We start from the raw sequence: 20864 nt of genomic DNA on the forward strand, positions 1-20864 counted from the left end.
GCTGCTGGTCGCGCTTTTTCCTGCGCGGCTGCTGTTCCTCGGCTGGCGCGGCCTGTTCGGCCGGCGCCTGTTCGGTTTGCTGCTGCTGGTCGCGCTTCTTCCTGCGCGGCTGCTGTTCCTCGGCTGGCGCGGCCTGTTCGGCCGGCGCCTGTTCGGTTTGCTGCTGCTGGTCGCGCTTCTTCCTGCGCGGCTGCTGTTCCTCGGCCGGAGCGGCCTGTTCGGCCGGCGCCTGCTCAGCCTGCTGCTGCTGGTCGCGCTTCTTCCGGCGTGGCTGCTGCTCCTCGGCCGGCTGTTCGCTCTGGGCAGGCGCGGCCTGCTGTTCAGGCTCGGCCTTCTTGCGCTCGCGCTTCTGTTCGGGTTCCGCCTGCTGCTGTTGTGCGCAGGCTTCGCCTTCGGCGCATGCTGCTTGCGCCAGGATGAATGGGGCTGCCGTGCGCTGGGCAAGGCCGGACGCGACACTTCCCTGAAGCGGGAACGCGCCCAACGGCGCGGATGCCATAAGCAGGCCGAGTGCCGTGCCTGCCAGAATCCGTGGTTGGCGTTTCATCGAAATTCTCCTTGTGGGGTCCCATCCTTGCCGAAACCGATCTTGTGCCGATTGGTTCCAGTCTGGCACGGATAGAGGCCGTACGGGGCGATTGACCGACCTTTTGAAGGCAACTTCATGTCATTCACCTGGCGATAGCCGCAATTGCGACCATTGCCGCGCTTGACCTTGCCCGCGGCTGGGGCCACATCCCGGAAATGGAAACGCCATTCTGGAAAACCAAGGCGCTGGAGGCGATGAGCCCGGCCGAGTGGGAATCGCTGTGCGACGGCTGCGGTAAATGCTGCCTTTCGAAGCTTGAGGACGAGGACACCGGCGAGATATACTGGACCAGCGTCGGCTGTCGGCTGTTCGATGCCGAGACCTGCCGCTGTTCGGACTACGTCAACCGGCTGGCGCGCGTTCCCGACTGCGTCGGGCTGACGCCACAGAATGTGCGAACCATCAGCTGGCTGCCCAGCACCTGCGCCTATCGGCTGGTGGCCGAGGGCCGCGACCTCTACTGGTGGCACCGGCTGGTGTCGGGCAGCGCCGAGACCGTGCATGAAGCCGGCATCTCGATGCGCGGCCGGGTCAAGGCGAGCGAAACCGATCTTGCCGAGCCGGAAGACTATTTTGATTACGTGCTGGACGACGAGCCCTGAGGGCTCGCGCCGGGACGAAGAGCCGTAGGCTGGCATTGCCTGATCCCAAGCCCTCTGGGTTGGGAACTGGGCGCTCGGTCAGGCGTTTTGGCATCCACTAACTGCTGTGGACGATGGCGAATGGCCGGAACTTTCCCTTTTCTCGCCATATGAACCGGAGATGAACAGCAGGTTCGTAAAGAGTTCAGACAGGCAAGTGCATTCTCCCCCCATCGGTTCACGAGGACGGGCGAAAGCCCGCAAAAAGGAGAGAAGACGATGTTCAACACGATCAAGACGGCAGCCCTTTCGGCCCTGGTCGGTCTCGGCACGCTGACGGCCATTCCGGCTCACGCCGACAGCCTCTATCTCGGCTTCGGCAACAACAACGACCCGCGCTTCGGTGTCTATGCCGGTGACGATGGCTATCGTCATCGCCGTGACGAGCGTCGCGACGGCTGGCGCCGTGGCTGTTCGCCGGACCGCGCCCTCGACAAGGCCGAACGCATGGGTCTTCACCGTGTCCGCATCGTCGACGTCAGCCGTCGTACGGTGAAGGTGGCGGGCCGCCAGGATGGTGACCGCGTCGTGGTGGTGTTCGCCAACGAGCGCGGATGCCCGGTCATCTATCGCTGAGGCTGAGGTCGGACTCATAGAGGCATGACCCTCTGCGAGGGTCAGCCTGGAGACACGACCTTCTGCGAAGGTCGGTCTGGCGGCATGATCTTCTGCGAAGATCAGCCGGGACTAGCCGAGCCCCTTTCTGTTTGAAGGGTGTGGCTCGAAAAAACCCCGCGGGAGCAATCCCGCGGGGTTTTTCATGCACGCCATTGGCTGATGATTGCCGAGGCTAGGCTCAGCACGGATCGTCAGAGCCGCTTATTTCAGTTCGAAGGTGACGGTGACCTGCACATTGTAGGAATTCTCGCCGGCCTGCACCGGAGCCGCAGCACCCGCCGCGGAGTCGAAGGCCTTGGCGTTGATCGGCATTGGCGTCGGCGCCATGTTCTGATCGGTGATCTCGAGCACGCGGCCGAGGCTGACGCCGGCGGCCTGGGCCAGCGTCTTGGCTTTGGCCATGGCGTTGGCGACCGCCTTCTTGCGCGCCTCGGTGACCGTGGCCGCCGGGTTGTCATTGGTGAAGGCGATGCCGCCGCCCTGGTTGACGCCGAGCGACACCGCCTTGTCGAGGATCTCGCCGGTCTTGTCGACATCGCGCACCCGCACCGAAAGCGTGTTGGTCACCTGATAGGCGACGAGTTCGGCTTCCTGGCTGCCGTCCGGCTTGTTGGTGTAGTTGTAGCGCGGGTTGATCTGGATGCCGGCAGTCTGCAGGTCGCGGTCCTGGATGCCGGCCGACTTCATCGCCGCGATCACGGCGGCCATGGCGTCATTGTTGGCATCGAGCGCGGCGCGCGCGGTTTTGGCCTCGCGCATGACGCTCAGCGTCAGGACCGCCAGATCGGGGGCTACGGTTGCTTCGCCTTCGCCCGACACGATGATGCGGGGCGGCGTCGGCAGATCGGCGGCTCCAGCCATCGCCGGAAAAGCGATTGCAGTGGCGAGCGCGAGAGGCAAAAGATGTCTGGTCATGAAAATCTCCTTGGTCTGCGATCAAGTCGCAAGGGGTCGCGTAGAGCGCGATTATGGGTTGATTTGGGCGATCTGCGGAAGCCCGTCGGGGAAAGCCTTGTGCCGCGATGCGAAAAACATTAATCCAGCCCGCGTGGGGCCTGTAGCTCAATGGTTAGAGCCGGCGGCTCATAACCGCTTGGTTGGGGGTTCGAGTCCCTCCGGGCCCACCATTATCGCTATTTATCAATAAGTTATCGTTTTTTATTTGCCTCGGTTAGCCAAAATCAGGTTGGCGATTCTCCGTCGATCTCGTTGAATTCATTGATTTATGATGGGCTCCCGAGGACTGCCGATCAAACTGCTTTACAACATAGGGCGGCGCGAAAGGAATCGAACTGCCCGCAATGCGCTCGTTCCATCCGTTTCGGGCGGGTGCAGTCCTTCGGCGCGACAGCGGGCTAACTCTCAGCAAATATTTCCGCCGTGCTCCCGGGCTGATCGAGTTTCCAGACACGGGCTATGCAGCGGCGCATCTCGTCAGCCGTGGCCCCGCCTCGAAATTCGGCAAGACGTATGGCTTTGGCTTCCAGTTCCTGTTTCGCAAGCGTGTTGCCGGGATCGCCCTTGGGCTCGTCGACGCGGGCATTGAGCTTGCGGCCGTCAACGGTCGTGACGCTTACCTTGCCGACCCATTGCTTGGGATAGAGGGTGTCGACCTCGGCGTCGAGTTCCATACGCACCTTCGCGCGGAAGCGTGCGACGCGGGCGTCGGCAAGCGCGTGGTGTTCGAACGCGTCGAGGTCGGCGACGCCGTGAACAGCGATCAGCCCCAAAACCGTGCCCATGGAGAACTTCGCCTGGTGGACGGTTTGCGGAGTGACCACAGCGCCCAGGACATCGATGGCTCCCTGATGGACATGGGTCACCACGCCGGTGATGTCGTCCGGACCGAGCCCTTCGCGGCGCATGAGAGACTGCAGCGCGTCGGCGGCCGGATGAGTGTGCCGGCAGGCTGCGTGCCATTTGAAGGAGGTCTCCTCGGTTGCCCAACGGCTGCCGAGCCCGTCCGTCAGGCGGGCCGGATCGGCGTCGCTGGACATGCCGGCAGCCATTCCTTGCTGGCCTTCGAGGATCCGCGCGGCGCCCTTGAAGCCATCGCGCGCCAGATAGGCAGCGAACAGACCGTTGGCGGCCGCTCGCGCGGTATGGAGTTGCTTGGAATCGGCAGCGTCACGCAGAAATTCCCAGAGACCTGCCGCCTGCGTCCCAGCCGAGCCGACAGCATGGTTGAGCCCGGCTGCGTCCAACCCGATCAACCTGCCGACCGCCGCGGCTGCTGCCACTGCGCCAGCCGTGCCGGTGGTGTGGAATATCTCGTAGTGCGAGCGTCCGAGGAATTCTCCCACTCGAATGCCCACTTCATAGCCGGCGATGCAGGCAGTCAGGACTTCGCGGCCGGTCTTCCCCTCAGCCTCCGCAACCGCCAAAACGGCCGGAAAGATCACCGCCGCCGGGTGAAAGACCGAGCCGTTGTGAACGTCGTCCTGTTCCACGACATGGGAGGCCGCCGCATTGACCATCGCTGCGAAGTAGGGGCTTGTGCGCCGCCGCGTCGGGATGATGGTGCTTGGGCCGTCCGCCGGCCCCATGGCACGCGCAAAACCGTCGATCATCTCGACCTGGTGCGCGCCCTTGCCGGCCAGCGCCGAGCCGAGCCAGTCGATCATCAGTCCTTGCGCGAAATGAACGACGCGCGGCGGGATCTGTTCGAAGTCGAGTTCGGCGATGAAGGCGCAAAGCCTGGCGGTCGGCCAATCGGCGGTGTCCGTGCTCATCGGTTGCTTCTCCCTCTGCATGCCCTTCAGACCAAAGCGGCCCGGCGCAGGACTTGCCTTGCACGTTCGACGACCGGTCGATCCACCATCTCGCCTTTCACCAGGCTGACTTCGCCTGGTGAGGCCGCGCCAATGATGTCGCGTGCCCATGCGATGTCACTATCGCTCGGGCGAAAGCCACTGCGAATCGGCTCGATCTGCCTCGGGTGGATGGCCATCTTGCCGCCAAAACCCATCTTCATGGCGTGGCGGGCGTCATCCTCGGTGATTTCGGGACTGTTCAGGTCGGTCGTTACGCCGTCGATCGGCGCGGCACGGCCAGCCGCGCGCGAGCGCCAGACGATTTCGTTGCGGGCCGCAAGCAAGGTCAGCCGATCATGCGCGCAACCGAGATCGAGCGAGAAGTCGACCGAGCCGAAGGCGACGGCAACGACGTTGGGCATGGCCAATATGTCCGGCAAGTTGGCGAGACCGACGGCGCTCTCGACCAGCGCGATGACGCAAACGCTGCGTGCCATGTGCCTGGCCATATCGGCAATGTCTTCCGGACGTTCGGCCTTGGGCAGCATGACGGAGACGCCGTCAAGGCGCCGCACGGCAGCGATGTCCGCCTGATGCCAAAATGTGCCGGCGGCATTGATGCGGACCACGACCGCGGATTTCAGCGCGGCTGCATGAGCAACGACCGCTTCCCGAGCGCGGTCCTTGTCGCCAGGGGCGACAGCATCCTCGAGGTCTAGAACGACTGCGTCCGCGCCGCTGCTGTCGGCTTTGGCAAACCGCTCAGGACGTGAGCCCGGCACGAATAGCGGCACGACAGGCGTGACGAAGCTCACCATTGCGCCGTGGCTTTCACCGTCACATGGCCGTCGGACGACCGTGCCTCGAGAGCCATGCCGTCCTGGCCTGGGGATGTTGCGCTCAGAAGCAGGCGCTGTGGGCCGCTCGCCGGATGGACGCCGCGGAATGAGAAACGGCGCGGCGACTGACCGACAATGGCGGCGGCGAAGTTCATCAGCAGCGTCGCCTGCAGCGGGCCATGGATGACGAGCCCGGGATAGTGCTCGACCCCCGTGGCATAGGGCGCGTCGTAGTGGATGCGATGCCCGTTGAACGTCAGCGCGGAATATCGAAAGAGCAGCACGGGATCGATGTCGATCGTGCGCTCGTGCGATGCGGCCAGGGGCGAATTGGCCGGCGGGGCAGGGGACGCAGCAGCGGCTTCGGCGCCGCGATAGACGATGATCTGGTCCTCCTCGATGACCGGACCGGAATCGTTGGCGATGTCGTGCCGGACCGTGACGAAGGTGAGCGGGCCGGTGCGGCCCTGCTTCTCCTCGATGGCGGCCAACGTCGAGCGGCGGCGGATGCGGTCGCCGGAGCGGATCGGCGCCATGAAACGCACGTCGCTGGCAGCCCACATGCGACGCGGAAGCGGCACCGGCGGCAGGAAGCCGCCTTTGGCCGGGTGCCCGTCAGGTCCGAGTTCTCGCATGGCGGCAATGTCGGGCGCCAGGCACCAATGCAGTCCGGGCGCGGCCGCGCCCTCGGCAGTCTGCGCCGCGTGGTCCCCAAGCGTGGCGCCAAAGCTGGCCAGCAGGCGCGGGGTCACAACATCCTCGACCTCGTGCGTGCGTCCAACCCATTCCTGCAGTGTGCTTGTGTCCAGGCTCATGAGGTCCTCGTCAGGCGGCGAATTCGGACCGGATCCGGTCCGTATCGGCGCCAAGCGCGGGGACGCTTGGAACCGTTGCAAATCCCTCCGGCCGCCCTGCCGGCTTGGGTACTGCGATGCGCTTGCCGTCCGGCAGTGCCACCTCCGTCCGGCGGAGCGCCTTGTGGTGCGGCAGGTCGCGCATTGCACTCACCCGGCCCCAGGCGATCTGCGCCTCGTCGAGACGGTCTATGGCCTCGTCGCAGTCGATTGCCGCGAAGATCGGTTCGATCTCGGCGTCGAGCGCCGTGCGGTTGGCAACCCGCCAGGTATTGGTGGCGAAGCGTTCGTCGGCGAACAGATCCTGCCTTTGCAGCACGAGCGTGCAGAAGCGCTTCCATTCATTGTTCTGCTGGATGGACACGACCACGCTGCCATCCCGACAGGCATAAGGTCGATACGGGTAGATCGAAGCGTGCGCCAGGCCATATCTCTGCGTCTCGCGGCCCGCATATTCGTAGTGCAGCAGCGGCACGGTCATCCAATCGGCCATGGCGTCGAACATGGCAATCTCGACAATGCGGCCGCGCCCGGTCTTCTGGCGCGCCAGCAAGGCTTCGAGGATCGCTGCATGGGCGTTCATGCCGGTGGCGATGTCGGCGGCGGAAACCCCGATTTTGCTCGGCGTGTCTGGTGTGCCGGTAACGGCGCAGATGCCGCTTTCGGCCTGCACCAGCATGTCGTAGGCGCGCATGCCCGCGTAGGACGTATCCTGCCCGTAGCCGACGATGTTGATGGCTATCAGCCGAGGAAACTCTTTCGCAATTGTATCGGCCGAGAGGCCGAGCCTGTCGATGGCGCCCGGCACGAGATTCTGCACGAGAACATCGGCGCGCGCGACCATCCGGTGCAGCAAAGCCAGGTCGTGCTCAGTCTTCAGGTCGAGCACCGCGCTCTCCTTGCCGCGGTTGAGCCAGACGAAGTAAGCCGACATGCCTTCCACTGCGGAATCGTAATGACGCGCGGTTTCGCCTTCCGGACGCTCGATCTTCACGACGCGTGCGCCGGCATCGGCAAGGCGGACCGTGCAGAGCGGAGCGGCGACGGCCTGCTCGATCGAAACGACAAACAGGCCCTCCAGTGGGCGGGCGCCGTCAGACATTGCGCTGCACTCCCGAGCGCGCCAGCACACCAGGCTTCAGCCGCTCGTTCTTGCCGTAGTCCTCGGCGGCGTGGAAGAACAGATGCGGCGTGCCATCAATGTCCTCGAGCCTCTTGCGGTAGGCGTCCAGATAGGCCTTGCGGCCATCGTCGCCGACGCGGCCCGGCATGTAGGCGACGAAGGGCGGCAGCACGTCGAAGCCGGAATAGCGCAGCAGACCATTGTGGATCGGCCACAGCACCGTGAGGATGTCGCCATCGATGCCGTCGGGCGCGTAGGTGTCGGCCGACGTGCCCGTGGTGGCGGCCACCATGGCGAGCTTTCCCCTGAACATGCCGGTGTCGTATTTGCGGCCCGGCAGATAGGCGAAACCGCGCGCGAAGACGCGATCGGCCCAGCCCTTGAGCATTGCTGGCATTCCGAACCACCAGACCGGGAACTGGAACAGCACGAAGTCCGCCCGCTTCACCTTTTCGATCTCTGCACTGATATCGGCCGACAGTGCGCCGGCCTCGTAGGCGGCGGTCTGTTCGCGCGGCAGGCTGAAGAGGTCCGGATCGTTACGCTCGCCCGATACGTCGCCCGGCCCTGCGACAGGATTGAAGCCCATCGCATAGAGGTCGCTGACGACTACATCGTGGCCTGCGCGGGTCAAGGTTTCCACGGCCAGATCCTTCATGGCGCCGTTGAAGGATTTTGCTTCCGGGTGTGCATAGACGATGAGGACGTTCACGGGCGACTCCTAGTAGGAACGCGGCAGTCCAAGCACGTGCTCGGAAAGGTATGACAGGATGAGGTTGGTCGAGATCGGCGCGACCTGATAGAGACGCGTCTCGCGGAACTTGCGCTCGACATCGTACTCTTCCGCGAAACCGAACCCGCCATAAGTCTGGATGCAGACATTGGCGGCTTCGTTCGAAGCGTCGGCCGCCAGCATCTTGGCCATGTTCGCTTCGGATCCGGGGTTCTTGCCGGCCTCGTAGAGGTTCAGCGCCTCGCGCACCATCAGTTCGGCCGCGCGCATGTTGGCGTAGGCCCTTGCGATCGGAAACTGGATGCCCTGGTTCTGGCCGATCGCCCGGCCAAACACATGCCGCTCCTTTGCGTAGGTGCTTGCCTTTTCGATGAACCATTTCGCGTCGCCGACGCATTCGGCTGATATCAGGATGCGCTCGGCGTTCATGCCCGAGAGGATGTAGCGGAATCCCTTCCCCTTTTCGCCGATCAGGTTTTCGGCGGGTACGCGCAGATCGTCGAAGAAGAGCTCGGTGGTGGCATGGTTCATCATGGTGCGGATCGGCCGGATGGTGAGGCCGTTGCCGACGGCTTCGCGCATGTCGACGATGAGGACGGAGAGGCCGTCGGTCTTTTTCATGCCGTCCTTCAGCGGCGTGGTCCGCGCCAGCAGCAGCATCAGATCCGAATGCTCGGCGCGGCTGGTCCAGATCTTCTGGCCCTTGACCACGAAATGATCGCCATCGAGGCGAGCAGTGGTCTTGAGCGCGCCGGTGTCGGTGCCGCTGGTCGGTTCGGTGACGCCGAATGCCTGCAGGCGCAGTTCTCCCGTGGAGATCTTTGGTAGGTATCGCTGCTTCTGCGCTTCCGAGCCGTGGCGAAGAAGCGTGCCCATCGTGTACATCTGGGCATGGCAGGCGCCGCCATTGCAGCCGGCGCGCTGGATTTCCTCCAGCACGGCAGCGGCGGCCGAAAGCGGCAGGCCCGAGCCACCATATGCCTCCGGGATCAGGATCGAGAGCCATCCGGCCTGCGTCAACGCTGCGACGAAGTCGCCGGGATAGGCCATGTCCCTGTCGAGTGCGCGCCAGTATTCTCCGGGAAAGCGCGTGCACAGCCTGGCGACGGCATCGCGAATGTCCTGATAGGCTTCCATGAGTTTTGTCCGGGTTTTCGTCTTGCTGCGGGCCTCACTATCGCGCCTCCGTGCCCTGTCAGCAATGCAGGGCGGACGTGAGCAGATATAACGGAATTCGAATGCTTATGGTGGAGGGCCGAGAAGTTGGCCGACCCAGACGGCCCGCCCGACAAGATCCTTGGCGATGTCCTCTATCGCTTGTCCGGCAAACCGCGCGAGCCGCGAGGCAGGCCGGTCCGCCGGGTAGGCAAGGATCAGGCGGCGCACGGGCACCGGATCGATCAATGGCGCGGCGGTGAGCAGCCCGGCAGTCACGTCGGCATGGATAGGGGCGAGCGGTAGGATCGTCCAGCCATGGCCGTTGCGCACCAGGTCCTTCAGCGCCGAATAGGAGTCCGCTTCGATGCCGACATCGAGCGTGATGCCGGCATCCGTGGCGCAGCGTTCGACGATGATGCGCAGCCCGTGCTTGATGCTGGGCAGCAGCAGGCGCTTGCCCGCGAGCGAGGCGAACGACACGGCGCGCACGGTTGAAAATCCCGCATCCGGCGGTCCGATCAGGAACAGGTTTTCCAGGAGCAGCGGGCGCGAGCGCAGCGAACGCGCCATGCGCGGGTCGTAGAGTACCGCGACGTCCACCTCGCCGCGGTGCATCCAGTCCAGCAGATAGCCGGTGTAGGCGCTGACAAGTCTGAGCTTCGCCTTGGGATGGGCCTTGCCGAAGGCGGCCGCCAGCGGCAGCGAAATAATGTCGGCAACGGTGGGCGGCAGGCCGATGGCCACTTCGCCGGTCAGCGGCGCATCGGCGGGCGTGGCCGTGGCGCGGATCTCGTCGATCTCGGCCATCACGCGCATGGCGTGCGCCAGCACCTCCTTGCCCTGCTCGGACAGCACCATGCCGCGTCCATGGCGCAGGAAAAGGGCAAAGCCCAATTCCTCCTCCAGCATGCGCACCTGCCGGCTGAGCGCCGGCTGCGCAATATGCAGCCGGTCGGCGGCCTTGCTGAGGCTGCCGAGTTCGGCGACGTGGATGAGGGTGCGTAGCTGCGATAACTCCATGAGCTATCGAGTACCATTATATCTGATCACGAGAAAGAGACGAAGATTGCATCGGTCAAGCGCGCTAGTCTAATGCCAGTCCAATATCTCGGAGATGCAAGGTGACGGCGAGCATACAAGCAAAACCTCCGGAAGCAGCAGCGCTTGCCGCCGCTCCGACCGTGTCTGAAAGGCAGTGGCCGGATCAGGTCTATGAGGTGCTCAAGGCTGCCGGCATCAGCCACATGTCCTATGTGCCGGATGCCGGTCATACCACATTGATCCGCCTTTTCAGTGAGGATCCCGAAGTCGTCACCAATGTGCTGACGACGGAGGAGGAGGGCATCGCCATCGCAGCAGGCTCCTGGCTCGGTGGCAAGCGGAGCGTCGTGCTCATGCAATCCTCCGGTGTCGGCAATTGCATCAACATGCTGTCGCTTCCCGTGCAGGCGCGCTTCCCCTTGCTCGTCCTGGTGACGATGCGGGGCGAATGGGCCGAGTTCAACCCGTGGCAAGTGCCGATGGGGCAGGCGACGGAGGCGTCGCTGAAGGCGATCGGGCTCAGGGTGCTGCGCGCCGAAACCGGTCCCGACCTGGTGGAGACGGTGGCGCAGGCAGCCTTGATGGCTTTCGACGCCGACCAGCAGATTGCCGTGCTGATCGGGCAGCGGCTGCTCGGCAAGAAGAAGTGGTGAGCGACATGAATTTACCGACCATGGACCGCCGGGTTGCGGTGAAGAAGCTGCTCGACGCCCGCGACGGAGCCCTGGTCGTGACGGGTCTCGGCTCGCCGAGCTACGACGTGCATGCCGCCGGCGACCGCAACGACAACTATTATCTGTGGGGCGCCATGGGCGGCGCTGCGCTGATCGGCCTGGGGATTGCCCAGGCCCAGCCCGCCAAGCGGGTCATGGTGATCACCGGGGATGGCGAACAGTTGATGGCCTTCGGTTCGCTGGCGACGATCTCGGTGGCGCGGCCGAAAAATCTCGACCTGATCGTGCTCGACAACCAGCATTTCGGCGAGACCGGCATGCAGTCCAGCCATACCGGCAAGGGCATTGGTTTCGACAAGGTCGCGGCCGCTTGCGGTTTTTCGAAGACCGCCGAGCTGCGTACGCTGGAGGAGGTCGACATGCTCTGTGGAGAACTTCGGCGCCCGGCCGACGGTCCGCGCCTTTTCGTGCTGAAAATCACCGCCGAGAACCTGCCGCGCTCTCTGCCGCCGCGCGACGCGGTCGAGGTCAAGAACCGCTTTCGCGCCCATCTGGGCTTTGCCACCTGTTGAGGACCGATATGGCGCTGGTCAGTTTCCAGAACACGGTCGGCGGTCGGTTGCAATCGACAGCCGATACATTCGAGAGCCATGATCCGTTCACCGGCAGGCCCTGGGCGCTGATCCCGCGTGGAGGAGCGAGCCAGGTGGACGCCGCCGTGGCGTCCGCGAAGGCAGCATTCCGGTCGAAGGAATGGGCCGGCATCACGCCGACCGCGCGGGGCAAGCTGCTCGTGCGGCTGGCCGATCTGATCGCCGAGAACGCAGATCGTATTGCCGCCATCGAGACGCGCGACAATGGCAAGCTGCTCACCGAAATGACGGCACAGCTGCGCTATATCCCGGAATGGTTCCGCTATTTCGGCGGTCTTGCCGACAAGATCGAAGGGTCGGTGCTGCCGATCGACAAGGCTGGCATGTTCGCTTTCACCCGCCACGAGCCGCTGGGTGTCATTGCAGCGATCGTGCCCTGGAATTCGCCGCTTTTACTCCTGACATGGAAGCTCGCGCCGCTGCTGGCGGCAGGCAACACTGTCGTCATCAAGCCGTCGGAACACGCCTCGGCCTCGACGCTGGAGTTCGTGAAACTGTTTGCGCGGGCAGGCTTCCCGCCCGGCGTGGTCAACACCGTTACCGGCATGCCGCTTGATGTCGGCGCGCCACTCGTCTCTCATCCCGACGTCGCCAAGATCGCCTTCACCGGTGGTGAGCCTGGCGGGATCGCGGTCTATCGGGCGGCTGCCGAACAGCTAAAAGTCGTCACGCTGGAGCTCGGCGGCAAATCGGCCAACATCGTCTTCGACGACGCCGATATCGAGAGCGCGGTCAACGGCGCGATCTCAGGCATCTTCGCGGCCAGCGGCCAGACCTGCATCGCGGGTTCGCGGCTGCTGGTGCATCGCAAAATCCACGACCGGTTCGTGGAAGGCGTCATAACGCTGGCGGCCAGCGCTCGATTGGGCAATCCGGCGCTGCAAGAGACGCAGGTCGGGCCGATCACCACGCAAGCCCAGCGCGAGAAGGTGCTGTCCTATCTCGGCATCGCGCGCCGCGAGGGTGCGCTTTGCGTGCTGGGCGGCGGCAAGCCGGCCTCGGGTGAACTGGCCGAGGGCTGGTTCGTCGAGCCCACCATCTTCACCGGCGTGAACAACACCATGCGGATCGCGCGTGAGGAGGTGTTCGGGCCGATCCTGTCCGTCATCCCCTTTGACGACGAGGACGAGGCCTTCGCCATTGCCAATGACAGCCCCTATGGGCTGGCGGCAGGAATATGGACCAGCGACATGGGCAGGGCGCTGCGCGGCGCGGCCGCGATGGAAGCGGGGATGGTCTGGATCAACTCATACCGTGCCGTCTCCTACATGGCGCCCTTCGGCGGCTACAAGAGGAGCGGTATCGGGCGCGAAAGCGGGCAGGATGCCATCAATTCCTATCTGCAGACCAAGACGGTGTGGATAGACACCGCCGGCAAGACCGCCAATCCCTTCGTTATCCGCTAGGCTAGGCTTCGGTGGGAGAAACCCCATTCCTAGCCAAGCTCGGCCCATGCTCCCTGAGACGGTGGCCGACTTACAAATGATCGAAGGATTGGACATGAGACAGGCAGGCAAGGTGGCGGTTGTCACAGGCGCGGCGCGCGGCATCGGACGCGCTTGCGCGGAACGCTTTTTGGCCGAAGGCGCGAAGCTCGTGCTCGGCGACATCGATGCCGTGGAGTTAAAAAAATGTGCCGCTGAAATCGGTACCACCGACAGCGTCCTGGCGGTCGTCACGGATGTCAGCAAGAAGGACCAGGTCGATGGGCTGATTGCAGCGGCGGTGGCGAAGTTCGGCCGTGTCGACATCATGGTCAACAATGCCGGCATCGCTCCGGTCCAGGACTTTCTCGACATCACAGAGGCGGACTACGACAGGGTTCTCGCCGTCAATCTCAAAGGTGCGTTCATGGGCACCCAGGCCGCAGCCCGCCAGATGATCGCGCAAGGTGGAGGCGGCGTCATCATCAACATGTCGTCGATCAATTCGGGCCTCGCCAACCCACGTGTCGCCACCTACGCGATCTCCAAGGGCGGCATGAACCAGGTCACCAGCACCGCGGCCGTCGCCTTCGCCCCCCACGGCATCCGCGTGGTCGGTGTCGGGCCGGGCACCATCGCCACGGACATGGTCATGGACGGGACATTCATCGACTCGGAAGAAATGCGACGGGCGGTCCTTTCGCGGACACCTCTCGGGCGCCTCGGCACGGCAGCCGAGATCGCCTCGGTCGTGGCATTCCTGGCCAGCGACGACGCTTCCTACATCACCGGCGAGACGATCTACCCCGACGGGGGGCGCCGCGTTCTGAACTATACGGTCCCGATCAAGGAGTGAGAAGAATGGGGAGTGACGACATGGGCAATTTCGACAAGCTGCATCACATCTGCATCGTCGTGCACGATATCGACAAGGCGCAGGCCTATTATGACTCCATCGGCATCGGCCCATGGGAGTCCTATCCGCCGCTGGCCGAATACGAAGAACTCCAGGTCCCAAGCCCCGAGGGTTTCAAGGCGATGCAATACCGGATTTGCAACTTGCCGAACGTTCAGCTGCAGCTGTGCGAGCCGAACGGCGATCCTTCACCGCAGCGGATTCATCTCGACAGCAAGGGTGAAGGCGTCTTCCATATCGGCTTTGAGGTTCGCGATGCGGATGCAGCCGAGGCCAAGGCGCAGGACGACGGGCTTCCCGTGCTGATGCGCGGGCGCCGGGAAAACCGCACCGGCTTCACCTATTACGATACGGCCGACAAGGCGGGCGTGATCCTGCTGACGAGGGCGACCAATCTGCCCGGCAAATGATCTTCGCGCGAAGGATTGGGGCTGGACAAGGAGACGGGGCGACTGATCAGCTGCCCCGCAATTCCTCAAGCCGGTCGACCAGGAATTTGCCGCTGGTGATGATATGCATTTCCAAAAGGCCGACGGCGCGCAGCGTATCTTTGGCTTCGCATAGGTCGATGAGCTGCCAGTGGTCGCGGTCGGACTGGGCCTGGATCTCGGTGAGCGTCACCATCATGCGCGTGTAGCGTTCCAGCTGCTGATAGATGCGCCCGACCAGTTCGATCGTCGCCTTGCGGCCGGACGGCGCGTAGAGCGCGGCGTGGAAGTTCCAGTTGAGCTGGTTCGAATACTCGCCGGTCTTGCCCTGCTCCTGGTGCTGCTTTGCGCGCTCGCGGGCCAGCGCGAGGTCGGCCTCCGTCATCCTTGGAATGGCGAGGGCCAGTAGCCATGTTTCGATCCGGGCCCGCAATTCGTAGAGCTCGAGGATCTCGTCCAGGGAAATGGAGGTGACGACGGCGCCCTTGTGGGAAACCAGCGTGACGAAGCCTTCCGAATGAAGCTGATGCAGCGCCTCTCGCACCGGAATTCGGCTGACGCCGAACTCGGTGGCCAGATGCTCCTGCCGCAACTGAAAGTTGGCCTCGTATTCGCCGATCAGGATCTTCTGCCTGATGGCATCGGCGACCTGGGTCGAGATGGTTTTCTTCTGTACGAGCATGAATCAGCCTGAGGCGGCCGCCGTGTTTGTTGACTGGCGCCGTGTTGATTGAAGAAGTGGACGCATAGCACCGTTGTCACCGCGATGCCATGTCGCCCGTTTCGCTTCAGTAGACATGTTCCTCGATAGGTTGATTGCCAGCGATCCGTTCGTAGCGGAAGGCCGACAGGTCGACAGAGCGGTACTCGCCATAGGCAATGAGATCACTGACGCCCGACCCGGTCGCCGCTGCATGCATCATGCCGTGGCCGCTGAAGCCGGTGGCCAGGACAAAGTTCGAAACCTCGGGATGCCGGCCGATGATACCGCTGTGGTCGAAGGTGTTGTATTCGTAGAGCCCCGCCCAGGCGCGCAACATCCGCAATTGCTCAAACCCGGGCACACGATGGGCGAGCGCCGGCCAGATCAACTCGTCGAACAGGTCGTAATCCACATCCAGGCCAAAATCGTCCGGCTCGTTCTCGCGCACCGGCGGAATACCGCACAGGAAGAGCTGGCCTTCCGGCCGCAGCCAGAAGCCGCTCGTGTCGAAGACGAAGGGGCAGTTTTCGATCCTTGCCGGCGTTTCGAAGACGAAGACGCAGCGCTTGCTCGGGACAACCGGCAGTTCGGCGCCGGCCATCTTGGCGATGCCCGCGCTCCACGGTCCGGCCGCGTTGATCACCGTGCCGGCGGCAAGCCGGTCGCCATTGTCGAGCACCACTTCGCCGACCTTTTGGGGAGACGCCATGGTCAGTCCGGTCACCGTCGCGGCAAGATAGTCCACGCCCTGCGTGCGCGCCTTGCGGCGAAAGGCCTGCATCAGGCCGGGGCCGTCGAACCAGCCTTCGCTGCCAAGGCCGAGCGAGCCAAGGGCGAGATCGTCCGTGTTGAGCCACGGGAAGCGTCGTGCCAGATCAACCTGCTCGATCAGTTCGGCGTCGACGCCCATGCCGCGCTGAACGCGGTTCTTGGCACGCTGCGCGTCTGCCCGCTCGGGTGTCGCCAGCACGAGGTAACCGGGCTCATGCAGGCCGATGTCGGCCAACTCGTCGCCGATGGCAAGCCGCGTCTTTACCTGGCGCAGGAAGTCGATGCTGAACTTCGACATGGCAATGTTGGGCGCCGTGCCGAACTGCTGGCGGATGGCGCTGGTCGACAAGGAAGACGAGGAGGCCGTGTAGTAGGGGTCCCGCTCGATCACCGCAATACTGCCATCGAAATCCGGATTGGCTGACAGGAAATAGGCGATCGAGCTGCCGACAACGCCGCCGCCGACGATCACCACATCATAGTTTGTGCCCATTCCAATCGTGTTCCCTATCTCGAATGTCATACGCGGCGATGAAGGATTGGATACTTTCCTCTATCGACCCACCACTCGAATGAGACATAACCCGGTCTTCGATGCAGAAAAAGGGGTTTGACGCGAAAATCAGAATACATTATCCAATTTCACCAGATATCACCTGCCCGGCAACGTCGCGGCAGCCATGACGAGGATTTCCCGTGGGCCTCATCGCTCCCCGTCTCGACGTCATCAAGCCAAGCCCCAGCATGGCGGTCACCGCGCGGGCAATCGAAATGCGCTCGGTCGGCATCGACGTCATCAGCCTGAGCGCCGGCGAGCCGGATTTTCCAACGCCTCCGCACATCGTCGAGGCGGCCTACGAGGCGATGCGCAGGGGTGAAACGCGCTATACGGCGGTCGACGGCACCGCCGCGCTGAAGAAGGCGGTGGCCGGGAAATTCAGGCGCGAGAACGGCCTCGACTACAAGCCTTCGCAAATCAGCGTCGCGGGTGGCGCAAAGCAGATCATCTACAACGCCCTGCTGGCAACGCTGGCCCCCGGTGACGAGGTGGTCGTCCCCGCGCCCTATTGGGTTTCCTACACCGACATCGTCCTGCTCGGCGAAGGCAAGCCCGTGGTCGTTCCTTGCACGGAGGCGCAGGGCTTCAAACTGACACCGCAAGCCCTGCGAGCCGCGATCACCGGGCGCACCAAATGGCTGCTGCTCAACACGCCTTCCAATCCGACTGGCGCCGTCTACAGCCCCGACGAACTTGCCGGCCTGGCCGGGGTGTTGCTCGATCACCCGCATGTGCACGTTCTGACCGACGACATCTACGAGCATATCCTGTTCGATGGACGTACCTTCCATACCATCGCCGGCGTCGAGCCGAGGCTGAAGGACCGTACGCTGACAGTGAATGGCGTGTCGAAGGCCTATGCCATGACCGGCTGGCGGATCGGCTATGCCGGCGGGCCGGAACCGCTGATCCGCGCCATGGCCACCGTGCAGAGCCAAAGCACGTCGAACCCGTCATCCATCTCGCAGGCCGCGACCATTGCCGCACTGGAAGGTCCCCAGGACTTTCTTCGCCCTCGGGCGCTCGAATTCCAGGCTCGGCGCGACCGCGCTCTGGAGCTGCTGCGCAAGATTCCCGGCCTTACCTGCCAGACGCCCGAGGGCGCCTTCTATCTCTATCCCAATTGCTCGGCCCTGATCGGCCGTCGTCGCCCCGACGGCACTCCCATCGGCAGCGACGATGATTTCTCGCTTTACCTGCTCGATCAGGCGCGGGTCGCGGTGGTGCAGGGCTCTGCCTACGGGCTGTCGCCGCATTTCCGCATTTCCATAGCCACGTCGATGGATCTGATCGAAAAAGCGATCGGGCGAATCGCCAAGGCTGTCGAAGCGCTGCGATAGGGTCGGCGATGGATCTCGACTTCGTCCAGAAGCTGATCGAATTTGTCTCGCGTTCGCCCATTGCCGAACTGGAGATCGAGCGCAATGGCGTTCGCATCCGCATGTCCAGGCAGATGGCGCCGGCGCAATCCGCGTCGCAAGCGCAATCTGCGTCGCAGTCGGGGCCAGCCGCCGTCCCTGCCGTCTTCACAAATCCGGCTTCGACATCTCCGCCCATCGCACGCTATTCGATCCGCGCGCCGCTGACGGGCGTGTTCTACCGCTCCGGCACCGAAGGTGAACCGCCGCTCGCTTCGGTTGGCGATGTGGTCGTGGAAGGGCAGAAGGTTGGTGTCCTCGAAGCCATGAAGACGTTCAATGTCGTGGAATCCGATCGCGCTGGGCGGATCGTCCAGATCGCGTTCGACGACCATGCCGCGGTGCAGTCCGGCGATGTGCTGTTCGTTCTCGAAGATTTGGGCTGAGGCGATGTTCGACACCGTCCTCATCGCCAATCGTGGTGAAATCGCGCTGCGCATCCTGCGCGCCTGCCGCGACCTCGGATTGAAGACGGTGGCGGCGCACTCGGAAGCGGATGCGAGCCTTCGACATGTCGCGCTGGCGGACAGGGCGATCTGCATCGGACCGGCGGCCGCGACGGAGAGCTATCTCAACATCGCCGAGATCATCGCGGCCGCGCAACTCACCGGCGCGGGCGCGATCCATCCGGGCTACGGCTTCCTCTCGGAAAACGCCGCCTTCGCCGAGGCTGTCGAGAATGCCGGCCTTGCCTTCATCGGGCCGTCGGCGGCGGCGATCCGCACCATGGGCGACAAGGTCTCCGCCAAGCGCACGATGATCGCCGCCGGCGTTCCCTGCGTTGCGGGCTCGGAGGGGGCGCTGCCGCAGGACGAGCAGGCAGTGCGCGCCATTGCCGAGGCCATCGGCTATCCGGTCATCGTCAAGGCAGCGGGCGGCGGCGGCGGGCGCGGCATGCGCATCGTGCGCGAGCAGCACGCCCTGATGGAAGCCGTTTCAATGGCGGTGAAAGAGGCGGACCGGGCCTTCGGCAACCCGCAAGTCTATCTGGAAAAATTCCTCGAGCAACCGCGCCATATCGAGATCCAGATTCTGGCGGACAAGCATGGTAGGGCGGTCTGGCTCGGCGAGCGGGATTGCTCCATGCAGCGCCGCCACCAGAAGATCATCGAGGAGGCGCCGGCGCCCGGCATCGCCCGCGAGGCGGTTGCCGAGATCGGCGAGCTGTGTGCCCACGCATGCCTGACCATCGGCTATACAGGCGCGGGCACATTCGAATTCCTCTACGAGGACGGGCGCTTCTCTTTCATCGAGATGAACACCCGCGTGCAGGTGGAGCATCCCGTCACGGAACTTGTCACCGGCATCGATATCGTGCGCGAGCAGATCCGCATCGCCCGGGGCGAACCCCTGTCGTTCAGCCAGGAAGACATCCGCATCCAGGGCCACGCCGTCGAATGCCGCATCAACGCTGAAGATTCATACAGCTTTCGCCCGCATCCGGGCCGGGTCGAGCGCTGGACGCCGCCCGGAGGTCCCGGAATCCGCGTCGAATCGCATCTCTACTCCGGCTACACCGTGCCGCCGCACTACGATTCATTGGTGGCCAAGCTGCTGGCGCATGGCGTGACGCGAGCCGAGGCGATCCGGCGCATGAGTGGCGCGCTGGGCGAGATGGAGGCCGTCGGCATCGCCACCAACGCGCCGCTGCACGGCCTCCTGATGGACGAGCCCGGCTTCGCTGCCGGCGGCTTCGATATCCATCATCTCGAACGTCTCATTGAAGGCGGTCTGCTCCAGGGACGAGGCGGCGATGACGGTTGAGGAGATCGAAAGGCTGGCCGCCTGGTGCGCTAGCGCCGGCATCGGCGAGATCGAAGTGTCGGAGGCCGGGTTTTCGTTGCGCTTGCACATGCAATCCGTTGTTGCCTCGACACCCCCGGTCGAAGCCCTGAAGGCCGAAACGGTCTTCAAGGGCGTGCGCGCGCCCGGCGTCGGCGTGTTCCGTCTCGATCACCCAACGACCGGTCGTCCGATCGCCGAACCTGGCCAGACGGTTCGCAAGGGCGAGACGGTCGGCGTCCTGCAGGTCGGCCCATGCCTGAAGGCAATCGTTGCGCCGGCAGACGGTGTGCTGGGTGCAGCGCTGATCGAGGACGGAGCGGTCGTCGGCTACGGGACGCCGCTCTACGAGCTGGTGTGAAGCAAGGCGACGGTTCGAACCACTGAGGAAAGCGCCATGGCGGCCCAAGGATTGCAGGTCGATATCAATTCCGACATGGGCGAGGGTTTTGGAGCCTACAGGCTCGGCGACGATGCGGCGATCCTCGACATCGTCAGTTCAGCCAATGTGGCCTGCGGCTTTCATGCCGGCGACCCCGAGATCATGGCGGCCACGTTCTCGATGGCGCGCGACAAGGGCGTCGCCGTTGGCGCGCATCCGAGCTTTGCCGATCTGTGGGGGTTCGGACGCCGCATCATCCCGCATTCCATGGATGAGATCGAAAGGCTGGTCGCCTACCAGATCGGCGCGGCGCAGGCGCTTTCCGCCTATGCCGGCCACCCGATCCGCTATGTGAAGGCGCATGGCGCGCTGGGCAACCTTACCCAGACCGACCGTGGCGTTGCCGAAGCGGTGACGCGCGCGGTCAAGGCCGTCGATCCCGGCCTGATCTGCCTGTCCATTGCGCTCGGCTTCCAGGACAGGATCGCGCGCGACGCGGGCCTGACGGTCAGGTCCGAAATCTTTGCCGACCGCGCCTATACGGAGGAAGGCTTTCTTGTCTCGCGCAAGCTGGAAGGCGCTGTCATCCACGACGCCGAGAAGGCGGCAGAACGGGTCGTGCGGATGGTCAAGCAAGGCGCCATCGAGACGCTTTCCGGGCAGATGCTGCAGACGCCGATCGATTCGATCTGCGTCCACAGCGACACGCCGGCAGCCGTCGCCATCGCCGCGCGCGTTCGGCGACGGCTGGAGGCGAGCGGCGTCAGGGTCAGAGCGTTCGCGGCCTGACCACGGCCGCGTCCGT

The 20864-nt window shown here is 64.1% G+C and carries 23 protein-coding genes and 1 tRNA gene; 14 read left to right on the forward strand and 10 right to left on the reverse strand.

All coding sequences use genetic code 11. The features are described 5' to 3' along the window. The 3 genes from EN749_RS37620 to EN749_RS06515 form a co-directional block, all read left to right on the forward strand. The coding region (locus EN749_RS37620; protein ID WP_189367398.1) for a hypothetical protein at positions 1 to 622 on the forward strand (622 nt) is incomplete at its 5' end. Positions 623 to 744: 122 nt separating this feature from the next. Then, the gene (locus EN749_RS06510; protein WP_128362794.1) at positions 745 to 1191 is read left to right on the forward strand and encodes a YcgN family cysteine cluster protein; all 447 of its coding nucleotides are present in this window, start codon (positions 745 to 747) and stop codon (positions 1189 to 1191) included. 258 nt (positions 1192 to 1449) lie between these two features. Continuing rightward, a complete protein-coding gene (locus EN749_RS06515) occupies positions 1450 to 1806 on the forward strand; it encodes a hypothetical protein (protein WP_128362795.1) in 357 nt (118 codons plus the stop codon). A gap of 243 nt (positions 1807 to 2049) precedes the next feature. On the opposite strand, the gene EN749_RS06520 is transcribed toward EN749_RS06515, so the two are convergent. Further along, a complete protein-coding gene (locus tag EN749_RS06520; RefSeq protein WP_128362796.1) occupies positions 2050 to 2763 on the reverse strand; it encodes an SIMPL domain-containing protein in 714 nt (237 codons plus the stop codon). A gap of 136 nt (positions 2764 to 2899) precedes the next feature. On the opposite strand from EN749_RS06520, the gene EN749_RS06525 reads away from it, so the two are divergent. Continuing rightward, a tRNA-Ile gene (locus tag EN749_RS06525) sits at positions 2900 to 2975 on the forward strand. Between the two features lie 228 nt (positions 2976 to 3203). On the opposite strand, the gene EN749_RS06530 is transcribed toward EN749_RS06525, so the two are convergent. From EN749_RS06530 to EN749_RS06560, 7 genes are all read right to left on the reverse strand, one after another. Further along, on the reverse strand, positions 3204 to 4580 hold the full coding sequence (locus EN749_RS06530) for an MmgE/PrpD family protein (RefSeq protein ID WP_128362797.1): 1377 nt from the start codon (positions 4578 to 4580) through the stop codon (positions 3204 to 3206). A 26-nt stretch (positions 4581 to 4606) separates the two neighbouring features. Continuing rightward, the gene (locus EN749_RS06535) at positions 4607 to 5419 is read right to left on the reverse strand and encodes a CoA ester lyase (protein ID WP_128362798.1); all 813 of its coding nucleotides are present in this window, start codon (positions 5417 to 5419) and stop codon (positions 4607 to 4609) included. Further along, positions 5413 to 6255, reverse strand: coding sequence for a MaoC family dehydratase N-terminal domain-containing protein (locus EN749_RS06540; protein ID WP_128362799.1), 843 nt, complete (start codon positions 6253 to 6255; stop codon positions 5413 to 5415). Before EN749_RS06540 ends, EN749_RS06535 begins: the two co-directional genes overlap by 7 nt. A 10-nt stretch (positions 6256 to 6265) precedes the next feature. Further along, the gene (locus EN749_RS06545; RefSeq protein ID WP_128362800.1) at positions 6266 to 7396 is read right to left on the reverse strand and encodes a CaiB/BaiF CoA-transferase family protein; all 1131 of its coding nucleotides are present in this window, start codon (positions 7394 to 7396) and stop codon (positions 6266 to 6268) included. Beyond that, on the reverse strand, positions 7389 to 8129 hold the full coding sequence (locus EN749_RS06550) for an NAD(P)H-dependent oxidoreductase (protein ID WP_128362801.1): 741 nt from the start codon (positions 8127 to 8129) through the stop codon (positions 7389 to 7391). The genes EN749_RS06545 and EN749_RS06550 overlap by 8 nt, the downstream gene beginning before the upstream one ends. Before the next feature lie 9 nt (positions 8130 to 8138). Beyond that, entirely contained in the window at positions 8139 to 9287 is a 1149-nt protein-coding gene (locus tag EN749_RS06555; RefSeq protein WP_128362802.1) for an acyl-CoA dehydrogenase family protein, read from the reverse strand. A gap of 105 nt (positions 9288 to 9392) precedes the next feature. Next, positions 9393 to 10328 carry a LysR substrate-binding domain-containing protein gene (locus EN749_RS06560; protein WP_127267891.1) on the reverse strand — a complete coding sequence of 312 codons (936 nt, stop codon included), beginning with the start codon at positions 10326 to 10328 and terminating at the stop codon, positions 9393 to 9395. Positions 10329 to 10489: 161 nt separating this feature from the next. On the opposite strand from EN749_RS06560, the gene EN749_RS06565 reads away from it, so the two are divergent. The 5 genes from EN749_RS06565 to EN749_RS06585 all read left to right on the forward strand — a co-directional run bounded on the left by EN749_RS06565 (position 10490) and on the right by EN749_RS06585 (position 14426). Then, complete coding sequence (locus EN749_RS06565; protein ID WP_164748823.1) at positions 10490 to 11002, forward strand: thiamine pyrophosphate-binding protein; 513 nt, start codon at positions 10490 to 10492, stop codon at positions 11000 to 11002. 5 nt (positions 11003 to 11007) lie between these two features. Continuing rightward, positions 11008 to 11595, forward strand: coding sequence for a thiamine pyrophosphate-dependent enzyme (locus tag EN749_RS06570; RefSeq protein WP_128288147.1), 588 nt, complete (start codon positions 11008 to 11010; stop codon positions 11593 to 11595). A gap of 8 nt (positions 11596 to 11603) precedes the next feature. Next, entirely contained in the window at positions 11604 to 13082 is a 1479-nt protein-coding gene (locus tag EN749_RS06575) for an aldehyde dehydrogenase (protein WP_127809636.1), read from the forward strand. 94 nt (positions 13083 to 13176) lie between these two features. Continuing rightward, positions 13177 to 13956, forward strand: coding sequence for an SDR family oxidoreductase (locus tag EN749_RS06580; RefSeq protein ID WP_024503240.1), 780 nt, complete (start codon positions 13177 to 13179; stop codon positions 13954 to 13956). A 5-nt stretch (positions 13957 to 13961) separates the two neighbouring features. After that, on the forward strand, positions 13962 to 14426 hold the full coding sequence (locus EN749_RS06585; protein WP_245463670.1) for a VOC family protein: 465 nt from the start codon (positions 13962 to 13964) through the stop codon (positions 14424 to 14426). 46 nt (positions 14427 to 14472) lie between these two features. On the opposite strand, the gene EN749_RS06590 is transcribed toward EN749_RS06585, so the two are convergent. Together EN749_RS06590 and EN749_RS06595 are read right to left on the reverse strand one after the other, a co-directional pair. Continuing rightward, positions 14473 to 15126, reverse strand: coding sequence for a GntR family transcriptional regulator (locus EN749_RS06590; protein ID WP_023809526.1), 654 nt, complete (start codon positions 15124 to 15126; stop codon positions 14473 to 14475). Positions 15127 to 15232: 106 nt separating this feature from the next. Beyond that, entirely contained in the window at positions 15233 to 16411 is a 1179-nt protein-coding gene (locus tag EN749_RS06595; RefSeq protein ID WP_128288148.1) for an FAD-binding oxidoreductase, read from the reverse strand. Between the two features lie 203 nt (positions 16412 to 16614). On the opposite strand from EN749_RS06595, the gene EN749_RS06600 reads away from it, so the two are divergent. From EN749_RS06600 to EN749_RS06620, 5 genes are read left to right on the forward strand one after another with little or no spacing between them, the layout of a single operon-like run. Further along, positions 16615 to 17817: a pyridoxal phosphate-dependent aminotransferase gene (locus EN749_RS06600; protein WP_128362803.1), complete on the forward strand. Its 1203-nt coding sequence runs from the start codon at positions 16615 to 16617 to the stop codon at positions 17815 to 17817. Positions 17818 to 17825: 8 nt separating this feature from the next. Beyond that, positions 17826 to 18281 carry an acetyl-CoA carboxylase biotin carboxyl carrier protein subunit gene (locus EN749_RS06605; RefSeq protein ID WP_127809638.1) on the forward strand — a complete coding sequence of 152 codons (456 nt, stop codon included), beginning with the start codon at positions 17826 to 17828 and terminating at the stop codon, positions 18279 to 18281. 4 nt (positions 18282 to 18285) lie between these two features. Continuing rightward, positions 18286 to 19659 (forward strand): acetyl-CoA carboxylase biotin carboxylase subunit, encoded by a 1374-nt coding sequence (gene accC, locus EN749_RS06610; RefSeq protein ID WP_128362804.1) that lies wholly within the window; start codon positions 18286 to 18288, stop codon positions 19657 to 19659. After that, positions 19649 to 20038: a biotin/lipoyl-containing protein gene (locus EN749_RS06615; protein ID WP_127809640.1), complete on the forward strand. Its 390-nt coding sequence runs from the start codon at positions 19649 to 19651 to the stop codon at positions 20036 to 20038. Before accC ends, EN749_RS06615 begins: the two co-directional genes overlap by 11 nt. Before the next feature lie 36 nt (positions 20039 to 20074). After that, a complete protein-coding gene (locus tag EN749_RS06620; protein WP_127809641.1) occupies positions 20075 to 20848 on the forward strand; it encodes a 5-oxoprolinase subunit PxpA in 774 nt (257 codons plus the stop codon). The last annotated feature ends 16 nt before the right edge of the window (positions 20849 to 20864 follow it).

The organism is Mesorhizobium sp. M7A.F.Ca.ET.027.02.1.1 (genome assembly GCF_004022985.1).
Lineage (GTDB): Bacteria > Pseudomonadota > Alphaproteobacteria > Rhizobiales > Rhizobiaceae > Mesorhizobium.

Excerpts from the sequence above, each read along its gene's own strand:
- EN749_RS06510 (WP_128362794.1), top strand. The coding sequence starts at position 745 with ATGGAAACGCCATTCTGGAAAACCAAGGCGCTGGAGGCGATGAGCCCG.
- EN749_RS06515 (WP_128362795.1), top strand. The coding sequence starts at position 1,450 with ATGTTCAACACGATCAAGACGGCAGCCCTTTCGGCCCTGGTCGGTCTC.
- EN749_RS06520 (WP_128362796.1), bottom strand. The coding sequence starts at position 2,763 with ATGACCAGACATCTTTTGCCTCTCGCGCTCGCCACTGCAATCGCTTTT.
- EN749_RS06530 (WP_128362797.1), bottom strand. The coding sequence starts at position 4,580 with ATGAGCACGGACACCGCCGATTGGCCGACCGCCAGGCTTTGCGCCTTC.
- EN749_RS06535 (WP_128362798.1), bottom strand. The coding sequence starts at position 5,419 with ATGGTGAGCTTCGTCACGCCTGTCGTGCCGCTATTCGTGCCGGGCTCA.
- EN749_RS06540 (WP_128362799.1), bottom strand. The coding sequence starts at position 6,255 with ATGAGCCTGGACACAAGCACACTGCAGGAATGGGTTGGACGCACGCAC.
- EN749_RS06545 (WP_128362800.1), bottom strand. The coding sequence starts at position 7,396 with ATGTCTGACGGCGCCCGCCCACTGGAGGGCCTGTTTGTCGTTTCGATC.
- EN749_RS06555 (WP_128362802.1), bottom strand. The coding sequence starts at position 9,287 with ATGGAAGCCTATCAGGACATTCGCGATGCCGTCGCCAGGCTGTGCACG.
- EN749_RS06560 (WP_127267891.1), bottom strand. The coding sequence starts at position 10,328 with ATGGAGTTATCGCAGCTACGCACCCTCATCCACGTCGCCGAACTCGGC.
- EN749_RS06570 (WP_128288147.1), top strand. The coding sequence starts at position 11,008 with ATGAATTTACCGACCATGGACCGCCGGGTTGCGGTGAAGAAGCTGCTC.
- EN749_RS06575 (WP_127809636.1), top strand. The coding sequence starts at position 11,604 with ATGGCGCTGGTCAGTTTCCAGAACACGGTCGGCGGTCGGTTGCAATCG.
- EN749_RS06580 (WP_024503240.1), top strand. The coding sequence starts at position 13,177 with ATGAGACAGGCAGGCAAGGTGGCGGTTGTCACAGGCGCGGCGCGCGGC.
- EN749_RS06585 (WP_245463670.1), top strand. The coding sequence starts at position 13,962 with ATGGGGAGTGACGACATGGGCAATTTCGACAAGCTGCATCACATCTGC.
- EN749_RS06590 (WP_023809526.1), bottom strand. The coding sequence starts at position 15,126 with ATGCTCGTACAGAAGAAAACCATCTCGACCCAGGTCGCCGATGCCATC.
- EN749_RS06595 (WP_128288148.1), bottom strand. The coding sequence starts at position 16,411 with ATGGGCACAAACTATGATGTGGTGATCGTCGGCGGCGGCGTTGTCGGC.
- EN749_RS06605 (WP_127809638.1), top strand. The coding sequence starts at position 17,826 with ATGGATCTCGACTTCGTCCAGAAGCTGATCGAATTTGTCTCGCGTTCG.
- accC (WP_128362804.1), top strand. The coding sequence starts at position 18,286 with ATGTTCGACACCGTCCTCATCGCCAATCGTGGTGAAATCGCGCTGCGC.
- EN749_RS06615 (WP_127809640.1), top strand. The coding sequence starts at position 19,649 with ATGACGGTTGAGGAGATCGAAAGGCTGGCCGCCTGGTGCGCTAGCGCC.
- EN749_RS06620 (WP_127809641.1), top strand. The coding sequence starts at position 20,075 with ATGGCGGCCCAAGGATTGCAGGTCGATATCAATTCCGACATGGGCGAG.